A 22350-nucleotide genomic window follows, 5' to 3' on the forward strand; every position below is an offset into this window, starting at 1 on the left:
TGTAAACATTAAAAAAGACTCACAGAAAAAATAATCTCTATGAGCCTTGATAAGGGTATCGTGTTAAAAAATTAATTAGCTACTTGCTCAACCAATTTTCTCCATTCTTCCAGTTCAGGAATGCCCGGTTTTCTTTTTCCGAAAAACTGCACAATAATTTCGCCCATTTCGTTAAACACTTCAATAGATGTTACCATACCGTCTTCTGTTGGCTTTCTTACCACCCAAGTTTGAGCGATTTTGGTCATATCGAGGTGCATGTTAAAGTCTGGGTCCATGATATTGAACCAGCCTTCGTGCCACAAGGTTCTTTTGATTTCGCCGGTATGAATCTGGATATTACCTTTATTTCCGACAAAAACCATAATCGGTAATCCTGCTTTGGCAGCTTCTTCAAGCATGGTTACAATACCTTCTTTTTCAATACGATGTGCATGATAATTATCCGGTGCCAATCTCAACGCCTGCGTGCGGGTAACACCGAATTTTTTCATCATCATAAAGAAATCGTGGGTATCTTTGAGTTCCAGCCATGCTTTTTGGAAACCTGCTGTATCTATCTCATTATCCGGACGTTCGTCGATGTCCGTAAAAGAAGATTCTACGCTCTGTCCGATAGACTGATTAGCTGATTTATATTTTTCTACTAATGCCTCATAAGCCTCCACATTGCTGTCTTTCGTAAGGTATATTTTATGGATAGCATCTCCATCTTTAGCAAAAAACTGAAGGCTTCTCATCGTTCCTCTCGGGCTTTCGTCGGTTACGGCATATACCGTTGCCCATGGTCCCCAGAAAATTCTCATGTCGATGTCTTCGCCCACAAACAACCCTGCGTGCGGATTGGAAAAATCTGCATTAAGGTAATTTCCTTTCCGCTCATGCACACATTCTTCATTTCTTGTGAGTGCCATCACTTTGCCCAAAGATTCTATTTCAGCTAAGATAGCTTGAAATTCAGGGTTCAGACGGGTTACATTCTCCCCTACTTTCGTGGCTAATAATTCTACTTCGCTCACGCCTAATTTATCGGCGGCATTGCGTATTCTCAATCGTGGTTCTTCCTTTTTCAGTTCTTCCCACTGTTCTTTTAAGCTTAATGTTGAGTTCATATTTTATTGTTTATACCAAATAATATTAATGGCTGGTTATTGATTGGGTTTTGGGTTATCGTACACGGAAAATCGTAAGCATCGCTGATAATTTTCTCCTGCAAAACTTCGTCAACTGTGTCAAACGCTGCTAAGTTACCATTTTTTAATAACAAAATCCTGTCGGCAAACTGGGCAGCCAGATTAACATCGTGCATAACGACAATTGCAGTATTTTTCTGCCGGGTTTGCTCTTTGACAAGCTCTAAAATCCGGAACTGATGGGCAACGTCAAGGTTATTCAACGGTTCGTCCATCATCAAAATTTTTTGTTCAATTTCGTTATCCAATTGTGCCAATACCCGAGCCAGGTGCACCCGCTGTCTTTCACCTCCGGACAGATGTTCATACAATCTTTCCCGAAGATGCCAGATATCTGTGGCTTTCATCCATTGACCGATGATTTCGAGGTCGTTTTCAGTCGGTTCTCCGTTGAAATAGGGATATCTTCCCATTAAAACAACTTCTTTGACTGACAGAGAAATATCTGCCGCCTGTTGTTGTGAAAATTTAGATTTATGCTTAGGCATTTCCCTGACCGACCATTTTTCGATGGCTTTGTCTTTGAAAAAAACACGGTCTTTCATGGCTTTTATTTCATGGCTGATATAGCTGAGCAAGGTCGATTTTCCGGCACCATTCGGACCGATAATAGCAATAAATTCGCCTTGTTTAATATCAAAGCTGATATTCTGAAGAATAGAAATTTCTTTGTGTCGGTAGGATATGTCGTGAACCTTCAGCATCACATAGATTTTTTATATTTCATCAAAATAGCAATGAAAACCGGAGCTCCCATCATCGCGGTAAGAATACCGATAGGCAGTTCAGACGGTTGTACGATACTTCTGCTAAGTGTGTCGGCAAACAACAGAATAAATGCTCCCAGCAAAGCAGATAACGGCAATATAATCACATAGTTGGACTGAAACAGCAATCGCAGAATATAAGGGACAATCAAGCCGACAAAGCCGATATTTCCGGCAAATGCCACTGATACTCCGACCATTAATGCCGATAAAACTACGATTTGTTTTTTTGTTTTTTCTACCGGAACCCCGATATGTTCGGCATCTTTTTCGCCCAACATCATTGCATTGAGACTTTTGCCTTTGGGCATCAGAAAATAAAAACTAACTGCCACGACAACAAACAAAATAATGTTTTTTATCCAGTTGGCTCCACTAAGGCTACCTAAGGTCCAAAAAGTAAGGTTTCTCAGCTGTTCGTCGGTCGAAAGATACGTTAGCAAACCGGTTACAGCACCAGACAATGCAGTAATTGCGACACCGGAAAGCAATAAAATAACCACATTGGTTTTCCCTTGAGAAGATGACATTTTATAGACGAAACTCATCGTGAGCATCGCCCCGAGAAAAGCCATAATGCTGAGAAAAGAATAAGTTAGTGCGTCCGGAAATAAGTGTATGAAATGTTCGCCCAACACAATGGTTGTTGCGGCAAAAAGCATCGCTCCGGAAGTAATCCCGATTAAATCCGGCGACGCCAGAGGGTTTTTAAACATTCCCTGCAAGCAGGTTCCGGAAACCGCCAAAGCACTTCCGATGAGTAATGCCATGGCTATTCGTGGCAACCTCAACTGCAAAAGGACAAATTTGTCCGAATCGGCAATTTGTCCTCCAAACAGTAAAGATTTTAATGTTTCAATTATTCCGTGTTCGAATCGGTAAGCACCCACAAACATTGACACCAACACTAATAATATCAGTGCGGCAATTAATGCAATCTTTGTAATCCGAACTTTTTTTGTCATTATTTCAATTTCTGATTAAGCTCCAATACAGCATCGCCTAATCTTGGGCTGAATCCGGAAAGATACTGTCCGTCCATGGCAATTACTTTTTTGTTTTTACCAGCATTGGTTTGAGCAATTCCTTCGATTTTTAATATTCCTTCTACTCCACCGATACTTTGCAAACCGCTGTCGAACATCAAAATTACATCAGGATTAGCTTCCAAAAGAGCTTCCGGCGTAAGTGGTTTGAAATCATCAAATCCTTGTGCTGCATTCACTCCGCCAGCCAAGTTGATAACTGCGTCTAAAGGTGTTTTTTGTCCGGCAACCATTAAGTTTCCTGCTCCTCTGGCATAAATAAACAATACTTTTGGTTGGGTTTCAAACGGAGTTACTTTTTCCAATTTAGTATTCACATCGTCAATCATCGGCTGATAGTTTTCTTTGTTCAAAGATGTGGCTACTTCTTTAATCAGATTAGCCGTTCCTTTTGCCGAAAATTCCTGATTGATTAAGTGTAAAGTGATATTAGCATCTTTGATTTGTTTCATCAAATCCGGATTAATGTCTTTGTCGCTTGCATAAACAACTGTTGGTTGCAAAGCCAATAAAGGCTCGATAGTTATTGATCTTACGTGTCCTAAATCAGTCGCGTTTTCTTTCAATGATTTCGGATAAGTGCTGGTTACATCTACCCCAACAATGTTTTCTTCCTCTCCAAGATTTACCAAAACCTCAGAAACTGCTCCGCTCAAAGAAACAATTCTTCGTTCTTCATTTTGTTCCTCGGCAGTTTTCTTTTCATTGTTACAAGCTATTGACAATAAAGCGATAGCAAAAAATAAGGCTATTTTTTTCATTTTTTTATATTATTTTATATTTGCTTGCAAAGCTATTGATTTCCGTTTTTATATCAAATTAATTTAGAATAAATTTAAATAATATTTTTCCTTTATTATTTAGTACCTTTGTATCAAAATTTTTGCACAGAAATAATGAGTTTTGATATACAAAAAATACGTCAGGATTTTCCGATACTTGCTCAGCGGGTAAACGACAAGCCATTGGTGTATTTTGACAATGGGGCAACGTCGCAAAAACCGCAAGTGGTAATTGATGCTGAAGCCAGATATTATAATGAAATCAACGCAAATATTCATCGTGGGGTGCATCATCTGAGTCAGGTGGCGACCGATGCGTATGAAGAAGCTCGCGTAAAAATTCAGCAACACCTCAACGCAAAAAACAGCTTTGAGATATTGTTTACAGCAGGAACTACATTCGGAATCAACCTGGTTGCCAATGGTTTCGGACAGATTTTACAACCGGGAGACGAAATTATTGTTTCGCATCTGGAACATCACTCCAATATTGTTCCGTGGCAGTTGGCCTGCGAACGTTCTGGAGCAACACTGAAAGTTATTCCGATGCTTGCTGACGGTTCACTGGACATGGAAGCCTATACTGCTTTACTGAATGATAAAACCAAAATTGTCACAGTAAATCATATTTCCAATGCGTTGGGAACAATCAATCCGGTAAAATTCATCATTGAAAAAGCCCACGAGGTCGGAGCGGCCGTTTTGATTGACGGAGCTCAGGCAGTTCCGCACTTGAAACCTGATGTACAGGATTTGGATTGTGAATTTTATGCTTTTTCTGGGCATAAAATGTGCGGACCGACAGGAACGGGCGTTTTGTACGGGAAAGAGCAATGGCTGAATCAACTTCCGCCGTATCAAGGAGGTGGCGAGATGATTAAGGAGGTAACATTTGAAAAAACAACTTACGCTTGTCTGCCTCATAAATTTGAAGCGGGAACACCCAACATTGCCGGAGGAATCGTTCTGGGGACGGCGGTTGATTATCTGAACGGAATCGGTTTTGACAACATTGTTGCTTATGAGCATCAATTATTGGAATATGCCACAAAACGTCTGTCCGAACTGGAAGACATTGAATTTTACGGAACAGCAAAAGAAAAAGCCTCTGTTATTTCGTTTAATTTCAAAGGAATCCACCCGTATGATGTAGGTGCAATTATTGACAAGTTGGGTATTGCTGTTCGCACAGGACATCATTGTGCACAACCGATAATGGATTATTTCAATATTCCGGGAACCATTCGTGCGTCGTTTGCTTTTTATAACACCAAAGAAGAAATCGACCAAATGATTGAGGCATTGAAAAAAGCATTGATGATGTTGAGATAAGTTGAAAGTTGGAAAGTTAAAAGCTCTAAAAAATTGAACTTCAAGCCTTAAACAAAAGAACTAAAAACAATGACAATAAAAGAAATACAGGAAGAAATTGTTGATGAATTTGCCATGTTTGACGATTGGATGCAACGTTATGAATACATCATCGAACTAGGAAAATCACTTCCGCTCATAGATGAACAATATAAAAAAGACGAAAATCTGATAAAAGGCTGCCAGTCGAGAGTATGGCTTCACGCAGATAAAGAAAACGACAACATCGTGTTTACTGCTGATAGTGATGCTATTCTGACCAAAGGAATTATCGCAGTCCTGATTCGGGCATTTTCCAATCAAAATCCCGAAGAAATTATGAACGCAGATACATCTTTCATTGATGAAATCGGACTGAAAGAACATCTGTCGCCTACGCGTGCCAACGGATTAGTGTCAATGATAAAACAAATAAAATTATATGCAATCGCCCTTCAAGCCAACTAATGATATGGAAGAACAAATCAATATGAACGAACTCGGGGAAAGTATCGTAAAGGTGCTAAAAACGATTTTTGACCCCGAAATTCCCGTAGATATTTACGAATTAGGTTTGATTTATGACGTATTCGTAAACGAAGACCGCGAAGTAAAAATCCTGATGACGCTCACTTCGCCCAACTGCCCGGTAGCAGAAACTTTGCCAATGGAAGTGCAGGAAAAAATCAAATCGATTGACAGCGTAAAAGATGTGGAAATCGAACTGACTTTTGACCCGCCCTGGGACAAAGATATGATGAGCGAAGAAGCAAAACTTGAACTGGGAATGTTGTAAAAATGGAAGAAGAAATCATTAATAAAGTTGCACAAAGCAGTCTGGTGGTTTTTGATTTGGAGGATTATTATCCGACCGAATCACGTGTGCTTTTGGATATTTCGCAATGGCTCTACGAAGGATTTGTCTTGCGGGAAAAAGAATTTCGTACTGCCTTAAAAGACACCGACTGGAGCATTTATCAAAATCAACTGGTCGCACTGACCTGTACCACAGACGCCATTTTGCCTTCATGGGCGTTTATGCTGGTGTCTTCCTATCTTCAGCCTTATGCCAAAATGGTCGTTCAGGGCAATTTGCATCAGTTGGATATAGCATATTATCAAAATATAATTACTAATTTAGAATTCTCGGAGTACGAAAATAAACCGGTCATTATCAAAGGTTGTTCCAATCACCCTATTCCGGAAGAAGCCTATGTAATGGCAACGCAGAAAATGATGAATTATGCACGTTCGATTATGTTTGGAGAAGCGTGTTCGGCCGTGCCGATATACAAGAGAAAAAAAGGGTAATTCCTTGATAATGCTAATATAATTTTTACCTTTGCCAAAAATTTGAACCAATGAAAAAAGTATTTGTTTTATGCAGTGCCCTTTTGGTGTCCGGAATGGCATTTGCTCAGGAACCTGAGAAAAATGAGACACAAAAAACCGCTGAAACTATTTACAAATCCACCGAAGAAGCTCAAAAAGCTGAGGAAAGACCCAACGGCTGGTTGAAACAAGGAAATGTTTCGTTATTAGGAAGCCAATCGAGCTTTTCACAATGGCAGGCCGGTGGTTCCAACAACCTTTCTTTAAATTTCGGATTTAACTATGATATCAACTACAAAAAAGACGACTGGACATGGGATAACAAGCTTATGGCATCGTATGGTATCAACAGAATCAAAGGGGAAAGCCAGCAAAAAACTGACGACCGTCTGGAAATCAACTCTATTTTGGGTAAAAAAGCTACCGAGAACTGGTACTACTCTTTATTCCTGAACTTCAAAACACAGTTTGACACCGGAATGGACCCTGATAACCCGGAAGAAAGAATTTCTCACTTTTTCTCGCCGGCTTATTTGCAAGTAGGCCCGGGTATGTTGTGGAAAAAGAACGATAACCTGAAAGTGAATATCGCTCCGGCAACTTCCAGATTTATCTTTGTACACGACCATTTTACCGAATTCGGGGAATCATTTGGCGTAGAGCAAGGAAAAACGATGCGGTATGAATTTGGTATGGCAATCAATGCCTATTACAAATTTGATGTGATGGAAAACTTCTCGGTAGAGAATATCCTGAACTTGTATTCTAACTATCTGGAAGACCCACAAAATGTTGATATCGACTATCAGCTGAACGCTGTGTTGAAAGTAAACAAGTATATTTCGACCAACCTTACTTTCCAGGCGATTTACGACGATAATGCTTATAAAGGTTTCCAAACTCGCCACACTTTGGGTGTTGGGTTTAATATGGCATTTTAATTCGAAGAATAACATAATGAAAAACCGCTCGTAATGAGCGGTTTTTTTATCTTAGAGCCTGTTTAATTTCACAATAGCAAAAGAATTATGGGAATTAATCCTATACCAAACGGTATAAACATTTTCCATTCTAATTTTTTATCAATATCGTATTTAGTCATAAATCCGGCTAATGTAAATATGAAAAAAGCAATTACAATCCATATAACATTCTCAAATGTATATTCAGAATCATTTACTACCTGATCCTGAATATACTGTATATAGATACAAATAATAAATATAATTTGTATACAAATAAAAATCTTTTTTATCATCATTCGTTAATTCAATAAAAATTTACGTAGATTATCAACTTTAAATATCCAAAATATTATTAAAGGAATCAGTGAAAGAATAAAAGGGATAATATAAAACCAGCTAATTTTTTTAAATGAAAAATAATTCACTAAGTTAATTGCTATTGTAATAAAAAATTGTGCAATAGTTATTTTTACTGCCAACGCAAGTCCCCAAAAATTAGGTATAACAAATCCTGAAACTATGTAATAATAAAAAATTATTATAGTAATAAATATCTGTATATATCCTATGAATCTTATGATATAGTTCATGACTTTATTTACAACCTAACGTTGATTTTGGTTTATTGCCTAATAAAACATCTTTCACATCATTCCATTCTGGTCTACTTATAGTTATGTTTTTCGTACCTGCCTGCCCCGCATTGTTGTTTACATGATTTTCCACCCCATCTAACAAGCTGTTCCACAAAGCATCAGGATTTTGAAAAGGGTCACCCATAATTCCTGACGAGCCAAAAAGATCATCTAAGAAAGTGGTAATTCTATCTGTGCCCCTTGTATAGAAAGTATAGGTGCCGTTAGGATTTTGTTTTAAGCCAAACTCTCTGTGTCCTGATACAGGGTGTACTCCATCATAACCTTGAGGTGCAGCCCACGGCACTTCTAATGTCGTAAAAATCCAGGTATTATTAGCATATTTCGTACACATTACAGAACCATCTCCTGCCGTAGGGATATTAATATGGAGCACCGCATTTAAAGGATTTGTTGAATTCCATATCTGAGATTCATCAATGCCTGTAATAGTAGATGGGCTAAAATGAGAATATTGAGTATCAATAAAATCATTCAGATTCAACCTAATATATTCTAAATATTCTTGTGGCGTATATAAAAACATAGAGTTTGGTTTCGCAGGTAACGAATTTATGGTTATAGAAAAATAATCTAAATTAACTACAGGCCCTTTCGCTCCTGTTATATATTGTATAGCATACGTTCCGTTAAGATTACTCAACTGATTATTAGCTATCATTGCTGCAATTTTTGTATAACTACTTGACGGTATTTGATGCATAACAAGACTACTCCAATCATTTAATTCATTACAATCAATATCTATTAAGAACGTTGGATCTTCTTCCAATTCTATCAATAGTTCAATATAATTTTTAGCAACCGTCTTGTTTCCTCCATCATACAGATAATCATATACTTCCTGCCATTCTTCTGTTTCAGCATTATCTTGCCACCATTGGTACAAATCGGCATTTCCTCCGTATTGCAAGTTAAACAAAAACAGGCTTACATTCATTTGACCAGTCGGGATATACTTTATCGGGGTAGTTTTTATCGGATATATAGGTCTCGTAGGTTTTGGGTCGGAACCAACTCCACCACCTGGCAGACCTCCGCCTCCGCCCGGATTACCTCCCGGACTACCACCTGTGGAACCGCCTCCACCACCTCCGCCAGAGCCGCCTCCACCGTCAAAGCAATCAGAGAAATCTATAACTAACATATAAGAAACAAAGGTAGCTTCTTTTCCTGGTTGTCCTAAATAAGCACAATCTTCCCCGTAAGAATGCTCTCCCGATGCACAATCACTTCCCTGCGCAATGTATTCTACCTCAATACAATCATCGGTAGTAAAACCAGGAACATAACTTTTCACATTGGTCAACACCTCTCCATAGTCTTGTCCTTGCTTAACCGGAATTGCTTTTATCTTATCACTCGGCATTTTCATTCCGGTTTTGTAATCCGACTTTTTGATATCATACCTGAAAATCATCGGTGTATATTCTTTGTAATCATAAGAATATAAAACGAGATTCACAAAAAGTTCCGGGTCATCATTGTATTCCACCAAATAGGTCAAAGTGTGTAAATCTCTTTCTTCGACCGACTCGATATAATCATCAATAATCCTGTAATTCGATGTACTGAAAACTGATTTGTCTCCGCCTTGGCTTTCTTGAAAAAAGCCTGTGGAAAATTTTTCGTTTACCTGTTGTTGATTATAAATTTTTGTTTGTACCGTACCCGAAGATATATTTTCATGCTCTTTTGTACCCGGTTCATAATCACGCAAATCGTCTTGCTGGCAACTGACTACCGCCAGCAATAGCAAACATAAGCCCAATAGCTTCATAACAACCTTTTTAATTTTTACCATTCTTTTTCTGTTTTTAAAATTAGTAATTTTTTTCTTTTTACATTAATCTTTTGCCTATTATCTGATTACAAAAGAAAAACGCTTGCAAGTAAGACGTTAATTTTTTAACACACAAATTATTCTCTTGCGATTTTTTTGCGTATTTTCGCAATAAAACTTCCACCGCTATGGAAAAAGAAAAACTAATTGCAGTCCGCAAGCAGAAAGGATTTTCTCAGCAGACTATGGCAAACCATCTGTGTATAGATGTGTCTAATTATAACCGTCGAGAAAAAGGCAATGCCAAAATTTCGTATGAAGAATGGGAAAAAATAGCTCAAATTCTCGAAACATCGGTAGAGGACATCTATCAACCAGATGAAGGATATTTTATTATATGTAAAGACCAATCAGTTGGTATAAACAACGGCACAAACAACGTTTACACCGTTCCTGAGCATTTATTGGAAACACAAAGAAAGTACATCGAAAAGCTGGAAAGAGAGCTCGAAGAGCTCAAAAAGAAATAATCTCTACAAAACCATACTCAACTGTATGCGTTTAGTTGCTTTGTCCACGCTCAGCACCTTTACCTGAACGTGTTGATGCAATTTGACCACTTCGTGTACATCGCTTACAAAACCGGCTTTGAGTTGCGAGATATGCACCAAACCACTTTCTTTAATGCCGATGTCCACAAAACAGCCAAAATGTGTGATATTATTCACGATACCAGGCAGCGTTTGTCCTTCTGTGACATCATGAATCGTTTTGATATTCGGGTCAAATTCTAAAATTTTGGCTGATTTTCTTGGATCTAAGCCCGGTTTTTGCAATTCTTGTAAAACATCTTGCAAATACAACTCGCCCATCGTTTCGCTAACAAAATCAGATAATCGAATAGATTCAATATGCGTTTTGTTACCGATAAATTCATCAACAGAAATTTTTAACGATTTTGCCATTTTTTCCACTACCGAATAGGCTTCCGGGTGTACGGCAGAATTATCCAAGGGTTGTACGCCACCGCGAACACGTACAAATGCTGCTGCTTGCTGAAATGCTTTTTCGCCCAGTCGCGGCACATCTTTCAACGTTTTTCGACTATCGAAAGTACCGTTTTCTTTGCGGTATTCCACGATATTCTCTGCCAACTTCTCTCCTATTCCGGAAACATAACTCAGTAGTGATTTACTTGCTGTGTTTAGGTTAACACCCACCGAATTAACCGCATGCACGACCACATTATCCAAAGCCTGTTGCAGCATTTTCTGGTCCACATCGTGTTGGTACTGCCCCACTCCTATCGACTTCGGGTCTATTTTTACCAATTCTGCCAATGGGTCTTGCAATCGCCGTCCGATAGAAACCGCTCCGCGAACCGTAACATCATAATTCGGAAATTCTTCACGGGCAATCTTGGAGGCAGAATAAACCGAAGCTCCGGCTTCATTAACAATAAATACCTGTACATCACGGTCAAAAGCTATTTTTTTAACGAAAGACTCCGTTTCTCGTGATGCTGTTCCATTTCCGATAGCAATGGCTTCTGTTTTGTAAGCATTAACCATCGAGCGTATTTTTTTCATCGCCTGCGAGGATTCTCGTTGTGGCGGATGCGGGAAAATCGTTTCGTTGTAGAGCAGTTGTCCGTTTTCGTCCAGACACACCACTTTACAACCGGTTTTGAATCCAGGGTCAATCGCCAATACGCGCTTTTCACCCAACGGAGCTGCCAACAATAATTGACTCAGATTGGTCGAAAATACTTCTATCGATTGTCGGTCGGCTCTTTCTTTTGCTTCTGCCAGCACCTCGTTTTCCAGACTTGGTGCAAGCAGGCGTTTGTATGCATCTGACGTTGCTTGTCGGATTTGTTCTGCTGTTTCGGTGTGATATTGCTTGATTTGTTTTTCACACAACCAATCAATGGCATCGTCGGTCTCAATCTGGGTAGTAATGCGGACAAACCCTTCCTGATGAGCTCGCAAAGCTGCCAACAAGCGATGAGCAGGCATTTTTCTCAAAGGTTCCTGCCAATCAAAGTATTGGGCGTACTTTTGGGCATCGGATTCTTCTTTTTTTGTAGCAATTACTTTGGCTGTAAAAACCGCCTCTTGACGAAATTTTTTTCGAAGTACCTGACGAAAATAAGCATTTTCGTTTATCCATTCCGCGATGATATCCCTTGCTCCCTGCAAAGCATCTTCTGTTGAGAAGATATTTTCATTGACAAATCTTTCTGCAGACTGGTTAATATCAGCAGTATTTTGAGCCATAATAATTTTTGCCAACGGCTCCAAGCCATTTTCCCTGGCCTTATCAGCTCGTGTTTTTCGTTTTTTCTTATACGGCAGATACAAATCCTCAATCTCCGTCAAATCGTAGGACTGTTCTATTTTACTTTTTAAATCGTCGGTCAGGGCGTTTTGTTCATCTATTGACGATAAAATGCTTTCTTTTCTTTTTTGAATTTGCAGATACAGTTCATTTGCCCGGGCAATCTTTTCGATCGCCACTTCGTCCAGATTCCCGGTAAAATCTTTCCGGTATCGGGCAATAAACGGAATTGTACAGTCCTCATTAAGAAGTTGTAAGGTATTATTTATGCTTTTTTCCGGAAGCTGAAGTTGCTTCTGGATATATTGTGTCACGTCCATATCGCTGAATTATCGGACGAAGTTAATGATAATCCGAAAATTATTGTTGAGAAATATGAAATGTTCCGTATATCAATTCCTTTTTACACTAATACAATTATTAATCATAATGAAATCTACATTTGGCAATCAAAATCTGACCTTCTTCATATTTGTAAATCAGCCTATGTTCTTCATCGATTCGGCGTGACCAAAAGCCCGAATATTTGTGTTTCAACGGTTCGGGTTTTCCAATTCCGTCAAACGGGTTTCTCGAAATATCTTTCAACAAGTCGTTGATTCTTTTCAGTTTCTTTTTATCCGTTTTTTGCCAGTACAAATAATCCTCCCAAGATTCGTCCACAAAAATGTACTTCATCTTATTCTTCGATTAATTTTTTCTCGAATGATTTTGGGGTATTCAATTTTTCTATGGCGGCATCAAGACGTTTTTCATTTGCCCGAGAAGAAAGCTCATGATTTGTTGCCATTAAAGAATTATACTCTTCTAGTGACATTACAACAATTCCAGAGCCTTTTCCACGGTTTATGATTAGCGTTTCAAAATTTTTGGCAACGCGGTCTAAATATGTTTTTATGTCTTTTCTGAAGTCAGAAACACTTGCAATTAACATGATATTGTATTATAATTTGTACAAAAATACGTACATTTTTTATAATAAACAAATTTAATTCCTATCTTCCTTTTCTGCCATCAATAGCATATCGTCCTGGTCCTGCCAGGAAAATTACCACAAATGCAATCAGATACAACAATGCCATTTCTTTTTTTGCCCATGGATCGCTACCATGAATGATAAATGCTGCTACAAACATGGTGATTGCCACCGGAATTGCGGCTAATTTGGTTTTGAATCCGATGATAACGAATATCGGAGCCAACACCTCAGCTATCAGTGTCAGAATCAATGAAATAGTCGGGCTAACGCCAAGCGGGTCAGGAAAAGCCGATGGGTCTGCCAACATATTTAACTTCGGAATGCCGTGCGTGAGCATCATTCCGGAAAAGCCTATGCGTAAAATCGCTAAGGCTAAATCGGTAAAATTTTTTGTCATTCTATTTTTGTTTTATAAACTGTTTCTTTGCTTTTTGCCCGTTTAATGACAATTCCAAAATATAAACTCCTGCGGATAGACCAGACACATCAATTTGTTCATTTTCAGTGCTTAAAATACTATTTTGCAGTATCCTACCCGAAGTGTCGTAAATCATATATTCAATTTTATCTGTCTGAAGATTTTCCAAAGAAATATTCAAGTAATTATTTGCCGGATTAGGGTAAACACTCCATTTAATAGATTTCGGAGCAGAAACCGAAACTGGTTCAGTAGCAAACCGGGAAACATACATACCACGATAACCCGTTGCAATCTGTTCTGAAGTGTCAAAAGTCTCTTTGAATGCTCCTGATGTGGTCATATTGGTCGAAGCTGTTTCATTATATAAAATTTGCCCTAACAGATAAAACCCACCATCTGACAATGGAAAAATATGGCGACCCAATTCATTTGCATCATAGCCATAATAACTACTGTAATACCTGTCGGTACCGTCCAAAGCATACACCGAAAAGGTAGCATCAGCAGTTTCTTGCATACCATTCATTCCCAAGGTACTTTGCCAGGCATTTTCGGTAGCTATATTAACCTCTTTACTTGTGCTGCCCGAAGCAAAAATACCCTGCTCGGTAGCGTGTATGTCTGATAAAGATTCATAGGTATAAGTAGTCCAAACTCGTTGCCCTACCTGGTCAAATTCGCTGAGTAGCCTTAGCCCGGTATTACCCTCAGATGGTGTAGGCGTAGTTAAAAAAGCCCCTTCGGTAGCTAAATCTACCTCAGGTAGTTCCGATACATTAGCCAAGCCCAAATGACTGGCTACATACAATCGATTATCATACTCTGAAAGCGTTATTGACCCTGAGCTTCCTCCTGATCCCTGAATAGGAAAATAATAGGTGCTCCATAGTCTTTCCCCTTCATGGGAAAACTTGGAGAGATATAAATGCTCCTTATCTTCTATAAAGTTAGGCGTTTCTCTATAAGCTCCTGCTGTACCAAAATAGTTGTGTTGAGAAATGGTTCCATCTTCTATATTACCTCTATTTACTTGCCCATACACATAAAGTCCTTGTTCTCCACAATATATTCCCCATATATCACTATGATCTACACCATAATAGGTACTCCACGCATGTTCGCCATCGGCAGTAAATTTTCTGATAATAGGGGTGGCGTAATAGAACGCACTATCATACCTTAGAGGATTAGGCGTACATTCAATACAAGGAGAAGGCAGTTCTATGTTATTTCTGCTACTTACAAAATAAATATTTTCGTCTTGGTCAATATCAAATCTATTAACAAACCCTAATCCAACATTGTCTTCTAAATAAGTTACCCAAACCTCTTCCCCATCGGCAGTCATCTTCATCAAAAAAAAGTGTGTTTCCTCTGAAGTAGGCGGTGTTTCCAAATAAGCCCCTTCTGTAGCAAAATTATCCGTTTCAGTAGTCGTCCCCGTCAAATACATATTACCCTGATTACTGATTTTGATTTGGTAAACATTTGTTTCTTCTCCGGGCATACTAATCCAATCCACCGCCGTACCTGAGGTGTTAACCTTATATATATTGGATTTATTTCCCTCTGTTTGGGCTACATATATTTCTTCTGTAACTGGGTTCAAATCATAATAACCATAATGCACAGGATCTTCTTGCAACAACAAAGAACCCCAGCTGCGATAAAACTCAAAATCGGTGGTTTGGGCAAAAGCCGTTAGGGGAAACAAGCTGATTAAAAATATATAGAGGTGTTTCATGCCGTCGTAGGTTATTTCCCAAATTTATACAAATTTTATCATTTATAAAAATCTTACGTTCTTTCATTTGTAAACAGAAATTGAAATATTTCCACTTAAAAACGTATTTTTGTAATCAAATTTTTGAACCAGCGTTATGAATATTTTAGTATTAGGCTCGGGTGGAAGAGAGCACACCTTTGCATGGAAAATCAAACAAAGTGCTAAATGCGACAAATTGTTCGTCGCTCCGGGCAATGCCGGAACTGCACAAATCGCAGAGAATCTGCCTATATCGGTTAATGATTTTGAAGCCATCAAAAAAGCCGTTTTGAGCAACGATATCCAAATGGTGGTCGTAGGTCCGGAAGACCCATTGGTTTTGGGAATTTATGATTATTTCCAACAAGATGAAGTGCTTAAAAACATCTCGGTTATCGGACCTTCCAAAGCTGCTGCAAAATTGGAAGGCAGCAAAGAATTTGCCAAAGAATTTATGATTCGACATGGTGTTCCGACCGCAAAATATGATAGTTTTACTGCTGAAACCGCTGAGCAAGGCTGCGAGTTTCTGACATCACTACAACCTCCTTACGTATTGAAAGCTGATGGTTTGGCTGCCGGAAAAGGCGTATTGATTATCGACAATTTGGAAGAAGCCCAAACCGAACTGAGAAATATGCTGCTAAATGCCAAATTCGGGCAGGCGTCAGACAAAGTGGTTATTGAAGAATTTTTGTCTGGTATCGAGCTAAGTTGCTTTGTACTGACTGACGGAAAATCGTATAAAATCCTTCCAACAGCCAAAGATTACAAACGAATAGGAGAGGGCGATACAGGCTTGAATACGGGCGGAATGGGAGCAATTTCTCCTGTGCCTTTCGCCACCCAAGAGTTTTTGGATAAAGTAGAAGAAAAAGTTGTGAAACCTACAATAGATGGTTTTGCTAAGGACAATTTACCCTACAAAGGTTTTGTGTTTATCGGGCTGATGAAAGTAGGAGAGGAGCCTTATGTTATCGAATATAACGTGCGTATGGGCGACCCGGAAACCGAGGTAGTTTTGCCAAGGTTGAAATCTGATTTGGTTGAAATTTTTGAGGCGATTGCTGACGGAAAATTAAGTAAAAAAACGCTGGAAACAGATGAAAGAACAGCTACAACCGTGATGATGGTTTCTGGCGGATATCCGGAAGATTATGAAAAAGGCAAAGTGATTAGCGGAATTGATTCGGTAAGTGACTCTATTGTTTTCCATGCCGGAACAACCCTCAAAGACGGAAATGTCGTGACCAGTGGCGGACGCGTACTCGCTGTGACTTCGTATGGAAATGATTTCAAAGAGGCTTTGAAAAAATCTTATAATTCCATCGAAAAAATCCGGTTTGAGAAACAGTATTACCGTACCGATTTAGGTTTTGATTTATAGAAAAATCTTTAGTCCTGAAACTTAAAAACAAAAACATATCCTGAAAAATTTCAGGATATGTTTTTTAATCTGGTTTTGACAAGCTATTTCAAAAATGAATGTGCAGTTGTGTCTTGTTCATCTTCATTATTTTTGGCGAAAATACGCAATTGTTTCAGCCAATAACTAAATGCTATAGCACAAATGATAACAAAAATCCAGTTAATTGTGTTAGCTCCCCACCAACTCAGCAATTCTAAATCAGCCAACCAATTCATCGGTGCCATTAGAACATGTGCAAAAAAATCTCCGATAGCTTCAAAAAATGATCTCCACATAATATTGTTGTTTTAAATACTTCTTTATTTACAGTAAAAATATAACTTTGCTACAAAAGTAAATAATTTTACTGAAAAAATTGTTTGTTAACTAATTAATTTGACTTTTGGTATTAAACGCACTGTTTGAAAAAAACAAACCTATCAGCTATGTAGCTATAGCTTTGCTGTTGTTTGTGGTATATGCCATAGATTTGAGCGTAGAACCTGATTTTACTCATACGCTTTTAGGTTGGCTAAAGATGGTATCATTGTCTCTGTTGGTGGTGGTATCTGTGCTGTTGGTGCAATTTATCATCTACAAAAACAAATTATCAGAGCAAAACATGTACGCTTTGTTTTTCTATACCTGTTTTTTGATACTTTTTCAGACATTTTTTAATAATTCTTCAGCGATTTTGGGTAATTTTTTTGCGTTACTGGCAATCCGCCGGGTATTTTCGATGAGTTCGCTGGTTCAGCTGAAACTGAAAATTTTTGATGCTTCGTTATGGATTTTTATCGCTGTTATTTTTGAACCGTGGTGCATTTTGTATCTGGTTTTGCTCTTTTTCTGTATTGTCTGGTATCGTTCTAATGATTACAAAAACTGGTTGATTCCGGTAGTTTCGGCGACGGCGATATCTACAATATTTTATACCTACAGCTTGTTTGCCGGATTTTCTTTTTTCGGTTTCTGGGAAGAACATTTTACGACCGATTTTAATTTTTCTTATTTTGAAAATACTTATCAGAATATTGCTTTGGCGGTATTCAGTTCGGTAGCCTGCTTGTTCTTTTTTGCTAAAATCATGACTATCAGAAATATTCCGTTGAGCGAACATCATAATTATTACAAGATTTTACTGTGTTTTTTGATTGGAGCAGGAATTTATGTGTTGAGCGACGACAAAAACAATGGTTTGTTGGTATTTTGCTTTTTTCCGTTGGCGGTATTAGGAGCAAATTATGTCGAACGATTGCCTAAAATATGGATAAAAGAAACTGTGCTGGTAGGTATTTTAATCATCAGTTTAGTGATTTTTATACTTCAAATTCCTTTAATTCTTCAAGGGAGGTAAAATTTTAAATATATTTGTAAAAAATACTTTTTATGTTTTCTAAATCAGCTTACGAAATATTCGAGCAAAGCATCAAAGATTATCATCAGTATGATGATGTTAACCAACCGATTAATAACCCGTTTGAAAAAGATAAAATCGAGCATCTTTTATACCTAAAAAACTGGATTGATACCGTGCAATGGCATTATGAAGATATCATCAGAGACCCGAATATCGATCCGGTTTCTGCCCTGGAACTGAAAAGAAAAATTGATGCTTCCAATCAACATCGAACTGATGTGGTGGAATACATAGACAGTTATTTTTTAGATAAATACAAAGGTGTTTCTGTGAAACCTCATGCGAAAATTAATACCGAAAGTCCGGCTTGGGCAATTGACCGTTTGTCGATTCTCGCATTGAAAATATATCACATGAACGAAGAAGTGGAACGCATTGACGCATCGCCAGAACACAAACTGGCATGTGAGAAAAAACTAAACATTTTGCTGGAACAACGGCAAGATTTGACTACGTCTATTGATGATTTGCTGAACGATATCGAAACCGGAGAAAAATACATGAAAGTGTATAAACAAATGAAAATGTACAACGATGAAGAGCTGAATCCGGTGTTGTATAATCAGAAAAAGTAGCAGGTTAAACATTTAGCTGATGCAAAAAAGCAAAAAATTACTTGCCGTACTACTGTTTACAATTCTTATTTTGATTGTAGGCGTATTGATATGGTCATTTTTTAATCCGTATGCCCGTGTAATGCTCATTCCGTTGGGAATGTTGAGTCTGTATTATTTGCTGATATATGGTTTCGTTTCATTAACGAATCAATCTGAATCAAGAATGTATTACTATTTTATTCTGGTTCTGATTATTATTCCGTTACTGACTTTAGGTCTGGCTTACGACAGATTCATCGCCTTTTCGGTATCACTACTCAATTATTTACAGCAATGAAAAATTTGCTAATTATCAGGCTTTCCGCTATGGGCGATGTAGCGATGACAGTTCCGGTTGTCCGGGCGTTGATTAATCAATATCCAGATGTAAAAGTCACGGTCGTTTCCAGACCTTTTTTTCAACCTTTTTTTGAGGATATTCCTCGTGTTGAATTTTTTGCTGCCGATGTAAAAAATACTTACAAGGGTTTTGGCGGAATTTATCGGTTATATCAGGATTTAAAAAAACTGAATATCGATGCCGTAGCTGATTTTCATAATGTTTTACGCTCAAAGATTCTTCGTACGTTTTTCCGCTTATCCGGAATCAAAACGGCTTATACCGACAAGGGCAGAGAAGCCCGAAAGGCTTTGACACGAAGTGAAAATAAAATTTTTGAACCTATTAAAACAGTTTTTGAACGCCATGCCGATACGTTAGCAAAATTAGGTTATCCCATCGAATTAAATAATCAACCGGAAAGTTTCCGAAAAGAACTAAATGCTGCTATTTTCTCAATAACCGGAAAAAAAGAAAATAAAAAATGGGTTGGAATTGCTCCGTTTGCCCAATATCAAACCAAAGTGTATCCACAGGATTTAATGGCTAAAGTAATTCGGGAACTCAGCCAGAATACTACTTATAAAATTTTCCTTTTCGGTGGGGGAGGAGAAGAGCTGAAAAAACTCAAGAAACTACAACAAAATATAGAAAACGTTGTTGTAGTTGCGGGTAAATTGTCTTTCAACGATGAACTGCTATTAATCCGTCATTTGGATATTATGCTTTCTATGGATTCCGGAAATGCTCATATTGCAGCGATGTATGGAGTTCCGGTTGTTACGCTTTGGGGGCAAACGCACCCTTACACCGGCTTTGCACCATTTAACCAACCTCAAGCAAATTGTATTACTTCTGACAGAGAAAAATACCCGATGATACCTACTTCGGTTTACGGAAAAAAGCAAGTAGCAGGTTATGAATACGTTATGCGAACTATTACTCCCGAAACTATCGTCGAAAAGATAGTTAAACTGCTGTAATCATTGTTATATAAAGAGTTTTACACACAATTGTTGATAAGATTTTGACATGTGTTGGTTTACAATCACTTAACAATTTGATTAAATTGTTGATAAATAAAAACAAATCAGAAAAAGTAATTTTGCTTATTTGAGAATAATTTTCAATACAAGAATTGAAGTGAAATCTGCAAGTGAAATCTGTAAAAATATGTTAGGTAATTATTAAGATATTTCAACCGGTTATTAACAGTTATTCACACTTGTATTCATTGACAAAAAACAGTTTAAGCATTCATCAACATTGTGAATAAGTATAAAGTTTTGTTTAATTTTCAGCCTGTTAGAAAATTCTTAAAGGTTGATAAATATTAAAAAGTGAAAAAACAAACTGTTTTTAAAAAAAGATATACCACAAATCAACAAGCATAATAGTAGAAGAATATTTTATTTTTTAAAAATTAATTTTCTTATTTAAATAAATAGATGTTGATATCTTTCTTGAATGAAAATTCTACTTTTATGATTTTGCCACAGATTACATAGATTTTTTGTTCTGCAATAATCTTCTGCAATTCGTGGCTAATTTTGAGACCAATAAAAATAGGCTAATCAGAATTGACTCTTTATCAGTATTGGTAAAGACGATTACCAAAAATTGTTTTCTTGAGCAATGATTAAAATTACCCATCGGAAGAAGTTTTAAAAAAACAGATAAATTTTATAACATAAAAATTTATATTCTTATATTTGCCCGATTTTTAATATCAGATGATAGAAATTTATAACATAAAAAAGCAAAAGAAATCTTACTTACGCCATAGGTCGTGAGCAATATCTCTTTGTACTTAATCAATATACAAAAAGGCTTGTCAATCACGACAAGCCTTTTTTTTTGCTAATATTTAATTAAAATAACTTATATGAAAGTATTAAAATTTGGAGGAACATCGGTAGGAGATCCTAATCGTATTAAAAAACTTTATGAAATTATCAGCTCACAATCGGCAGGTAGAAAAATGATAGTATTATCGGCAGTTTCAGGCACAACAAATAGCCTGATTTCTATTGCAGAAAGTTTTAAAAACGAGGAAAAGGAAGAAGCCATACGGCAAATTAACTCGCTACATCAGTTTTATAATGCTTTTATCGAACAACTTTTTACTGCACAAAATCTAAAACAATCTGCTCAAGAGGTCGTAAAAAAACACTTTGATTTACTTAAGGGCTTTGCTAATGACTTATTTACTTCGGCAGAAGAAAAAGTGATTTTGGCTCAGGGCGAATTGATTTCTACTTTTTTATTTCAGCTTTATTTGCAAGAAATAGGAGTGAAGTCGGTCTTACTATCGGCGTTTGATTTCATGAGAATTAATGAAGACGGCGAACCCGAATATGATTATATAAAAACAAATCTAAATACATTATTGAATGCTCACGCAGAAGAGGTTTTGTTTATCACGCAGGGCTACATTTGCCGGAATGCTTTCGGACAAGAAGATAATTTAAGAAGGGGAGGAAGTGATTATTCAGCCTCTCTGATTGGTGCTGCTGTTAACGCAGATGAAATTCAGATTTGGACAGACATAGATGGTTTACATAATAATGATCCAAGGTTTGTTAATGAAACGAAACCAATTCGTTTTTTAAGTTTTAATCAGGCGGCGGAGTTAGCGTATTTTGGAGCTAAAATTTTGCATCCTCAAAGCATATATCCGGCTCAAAAAAATAATATACCGGTCAGATTACTCAATACTTTAAATCCCGGTGCTAACGGCACATTGATAACCAATTCTGAAATTCCTGAAAAAGTAATTGTGGCTGTAGCGGCGAAGGACGGTATTACGGCTATCCGGATTAAATCTTCCAGAATGTTAATGACCTACGGATTTTTACGCAAAATTTTTGAAGTTTTCGAACGATACAAAACGCCGATTGATATGATTACTACTTCCGAAGTAGCTGTTTCATTAACTATTGATAATAATAACAATTTAGATGAAATAACGAAAGAACTTAGTCATTACGGAGATATCTCAATCAATGTAAATCAAACGATTGTTTGTGTAGTTGGAGATTTTCGTTCAGATACTCATGGTCATGTTTGTATTGTTTTAGATGCACTTAAACATTTGCCCATTCGTATGATTTCGTATGGTGGCAGCAATTACAATATTTCTTTGCTGATACCTGATAATCAAAAAGTAGAAGCACTAAGAGCCTTACATAATCGACTGTTTTAATT

General features: G+C 37.5%; 23 protein-coding genes. 12 read left to right on the forward strand and 11 right to left on the reverse strand.

The window, feature by feature from the left end:
- Positions 1 to 71: 71 nt before the first annotated feature.
- The 4 genes from CDL10_RS01290 to CDL10_RS01305 are packed head-to-tail and all read right to left on the reverse strand — an operon-like array spanning position 72 to position 3767.
- Positions 72 to 1112 (reverse strand): hemin-degrading factor, encoded by a 1041-nt coding sequence (locus CDL10_RS01290; RefSeq protein ID WP_100676849.1) that lies wholly within the window; start codon positions 1110 to 1112, stop codon positions 72 to 74.
- Positions 1109 to 1897 carry a heme ABC transporter ATP-binding protein gene (locus CDL10_RS01295; RefSeq protein WP_100676850.1) on the reverse strand — a complete coding sequence of 263 codons (789 nt, stop codon included), beginning with the start codon at positions 1895 to 1897 and terminating at the stop codon, positions 1109 to 1111. The genes CDL10_RS01290 and CDL10_RS01295 overlap by 4 nt, the downstream gene beginning before the upstream one ends.
- Entirely contained in the window at positions 1897 to 2925 is a 1029-nt protein-coding gene (locus tag CDL10_RS01300; RefSeq protein WP_100676851.1) for a FecCD family ABC transporter permease, read from the reverse strand. Before CDL10_RS01300 ends, CDL10_RS01295 begins: the two co-directional genes overlap by 1 nt.
- Complete coding sequence (locus tag CDL10_RS01305; protein ID WP_100676852.1) at positions 2925 to 3767, reverse strand: heme/hemin ABC transporter substrate-binding protein; 843 nt, start codon at positions 3765 to 3767, stop codon at positions 2925 to 2927. The genes CDL10_RS01300 and CDL10_RS01305 overlap by 1 nt, the downstream gene beginning before the upstream one ends.
- 135 nt (positions 3768 to 3902) lie before the next feature.
- On the opposite strand from CDL10_RS01305, the gene CDL10_RS01310 reads away from it, so the two are divergent.
- From CDL10_RS01310 to CDL10_RS01330, 5 genes are all read left to right on the forward strand, one after another.
- Complete coding sequence (locus CDL10_RS01310; RefSeq protein WP_100676853.1) at positions 3903 to 5120, forward strand: aminotransferase class V-fold PLP-dependent enzyme; 1218 nt, start codon at positions 3903 to 3905, stop codon at positions 5118 to 5120.
- Positions 5121 to 5189: 69 nt separating this feature from the next.
- Positions 5190 to 5606, forward strand: a complete 417-nt coding sequence (locus CDL10_RS01315) for a SufE family protein (protein ID WP_100676854.1) — start codon at positions 5190 to 5192, stop codon at positions 5604 to 5606.
- A 4-nt stretch (positions 5607 to 5610) separates the two neighbouring features.
- Positions 5611 to 5934, forward strand: a complete 324-nt coding sequence (locus CDL10_RS01320; RefSeq protein WP_100676855.1) for an SUF system Fe-S cluster assembly protein — start codon at positions 5611 to 5613, stop codon at positions 5932 to 5934.
- Between the two features lie 2 nt (positions 5935 to 5936).
- Positions 5937 to 6449: a DUF2480 family protein gene (locus tag CDL10_RS01325; RefSeq protein ID WP_100676856.1), complete on the forward strand. Its 513-nt coding sequence runs from the start codon at positions 5937 to 5939 to the stop codon at positions 6447 to 6449.
- A gap of 50 nt (positions 6450 to 6499) precedes the next feature.
- The gene (locus CDL10_RS01330) at positions 6500 to 7411 is read left to right on the forward strand and encodes a DUF3078 domain-containing protein (RefSeq protein ID WP_100676857.1); all 912 of its coding nucleotides are present in this window, start codon (positions 6500 to 6502) and stop codon (positions 7409 to 7411) included.
- Between the two features lie 618 nt (positions 7412 to 8029).
- On the opposite strand, the gene CDL10_RS01340 is transcribed toward CDL10_RS01330, so the two are convergent.
- Positions 8030 to 9895 (reverse strand): hypothetical protein, encoded by a 1866-nt coding sequence (locus tag CDL10_RS01340; protein WP_100676859.1) that lies wholly within the window; start codon positions 9893 to 9895, stop codon positions 8030 to 8032.
- Positions 9896 to 10062: 167 nt separating this feature from the next.
- Here CDL10_RS01340 and CDL10_RS01345 point away from each other — a divergent pair, with 167 nt between their 5' ends.
- Entirely contained in the window at positions 10063 to 10404 is a 342-nt protein-coding gene (locus CDL10_RS01345) for a helix-turn-helix transcriptional regulator (protein WP_100676860.1), read from the forward strand.
- Positions 10405 to 10407: 3 nt separating this feature from the next.
- On the opposite strand, the gene CDL10_RS01350 is transcribed toward CDL10_RS01345, so the two are convergent.
- The 5 genes from CDL10_RS01350 to CDL10_RS01370 all read right to left on the reverse strand — a co-directional run bounded on the left by CDL10_RS01350 (position 10408) and on the right by CDL10_RS01370 (position 15358).
- Entirely contained in the window at positions 10408 to 12534 is a 2127-nt protein-coding gene (locus tag CDL10_RS01350; protein WP_100676861.1) for a Tex family protein, read from the reverse strand.
- A 100-nt stretch (positions 12535 to 12634) separates the two neighbouring features.
- Positions 12635 to 12892 (reverse strand): Txe/YoeB family addiction module toxin, encoded by a 258-nt coding sequence (locus CDL10_RS01355; protein WP_100676862.1) that lies wholly within the window; start codon positions 12890 to 12892, stop codon positions 12635 to 12637.
- Between the two features lies 1 nt (position 12893).
- Complete coding sequence (locus tag CDL10_RS01360) at positions 12894 to 13148, reverse strand: type II toxin-antitoxin system Phd/YefM family antitoxin (protein WP_100676863.1); 255 nt, start codon at positions 13146 to 13148, stop codon at positions 12894 to 12896.
- 61 nt (positions 13149 to 13209) lie between these two features.
- The gene (locus tag CDL10_RS01365; protein WP_100676864.1) at positions 13210 to 13590 is read right to left on the reverse strand and encodes a DoxX family protein; all 381 of its coding nucleotides are present in this window, start codon (positions 13588 to 13590) and stop codon (positions 13210 to 13212) included.
- A gap of 1 nt (position 13591) precedes the next feature.
- Positions 13592 to 15358 carry a T9SS type A sorting domain-containing protein gene (locus CDL10_RS01370; protein WP_100676865.1) on the reverse strand — a complete coding sequence of 589 codons (1767 nt, stop codon included), beginning with the start codon at positions 15356 to 15358 and terminating at the stop codon, positions 13592 to 13594.
- Positions 15359 to 15494: 136 nt separating this feature from the next.
- Here CDL10_RS01370 and purD point away from each other — a divergent pair, with 136 nt between their 5' ends.
- Entirely contained in the window at positions 15495 to 16766 is a 1272-nt protein-coding gene (gene purD / locus CDL10_RS01375) for a phosphoribosylamine--glycine ligase (protein ID WP_100676866.1), read from the forward strand.
- 83 nt (positions 16767 to 16849) lie between these two features.
- On the opposite strand, the gene CDL10_RS01380 is transcribed toward purD, so the two are convergent.
- Positions 16850 to 17083: a DUF6341 family protein gene (locus CDL10_RS01380; protein ID WP_100676867.1), complete on the reverse strand. Its 234-nt coding sequence runs from the start codon at positions 17081 to 17083 to the stop codon at positions 16850 to 16852.
- Between the two features lie 107 nt (positions 17084 to 17190).
- On the opposite strand from CDL10_RS01380, the gene CDL10_RS01385 reads away from it, so the two are divergent.
- The 5 genes from CDL10_RS01385 (at position 17191) to CDL10_RS01405 (ending at position 22348) form a co-directional block, all read left to right on the forward strand.
- A complete protein-coding gene (locus CDL10_RS01385; protein ID WP_100676868.1) occupies positions 17191 to 18144 on the forward strand; it encodes a DUF6427 family protein in 954 nt (317 codons plus the stop codon).
- A 32-nt stretch (positions 18145 to 18176) separates the two neighbouring features.
- Positions 18177 to 18782 (forward strand): DUF4254 domain-containing protein, encoded by a 606-nt coding sequence (locus tag CDL10_RS01390; RefSeq protein ID WP_100676869.1) that lies wholly within the window; start codon positions 18177 to 18179, stop codon positions 18780 to 18782.
- A 19-nt stretch (positions 18783 to 18801) separates the two neighbouring features.
- Entirely contained in the window at positions 18802 to 19101 is a 300-nt protein-coding gene (locus CDL10_RS01395) for a hypothetical protein (protein ID WP_100676870.1), read from the forward strand.
- The gene (locus CDL10_RS01400; protein WP_100676871.1) at positions 19098 to 20126 is read left to right on the forward strand and encodes a glycosyltransferase family 9 protein; all 1029 of its coding nucleotides are present in this window, start codon (positions 19098 to 19100) and stop codon (positions 20124 to 20126) included. Before CDL10_RS01395 ends, CDL10_RS01400 begins: the two co-directional genes overlap by 4 nt.
- Before the next feature lie 902 nt (positions 20127 to 21028).
- On the forward strand, positions 21029 to 22348 hold the full coding sequence (locus CDL10_RS01405) for an aspartate kinase (protein ID WP_100676872.1): 1320 nt from the start codon (positions 21029 to 21031) through the stop codon (positions 22346 to 22348).
- The last annotated feature ends 2 nt before the right edge of the window (positions 22349 to 22350 follow it).

This window comes from Avrilella dinanensis (genome assembly GCF_002807015.1).
GTDB classification, from domain to species: Bacteria; Bacteroidota; Bacteroidia; order Flavobacteriales; family Flavobacteriaceae; genus Flavobacterium; species Flavobacterium dinanensis.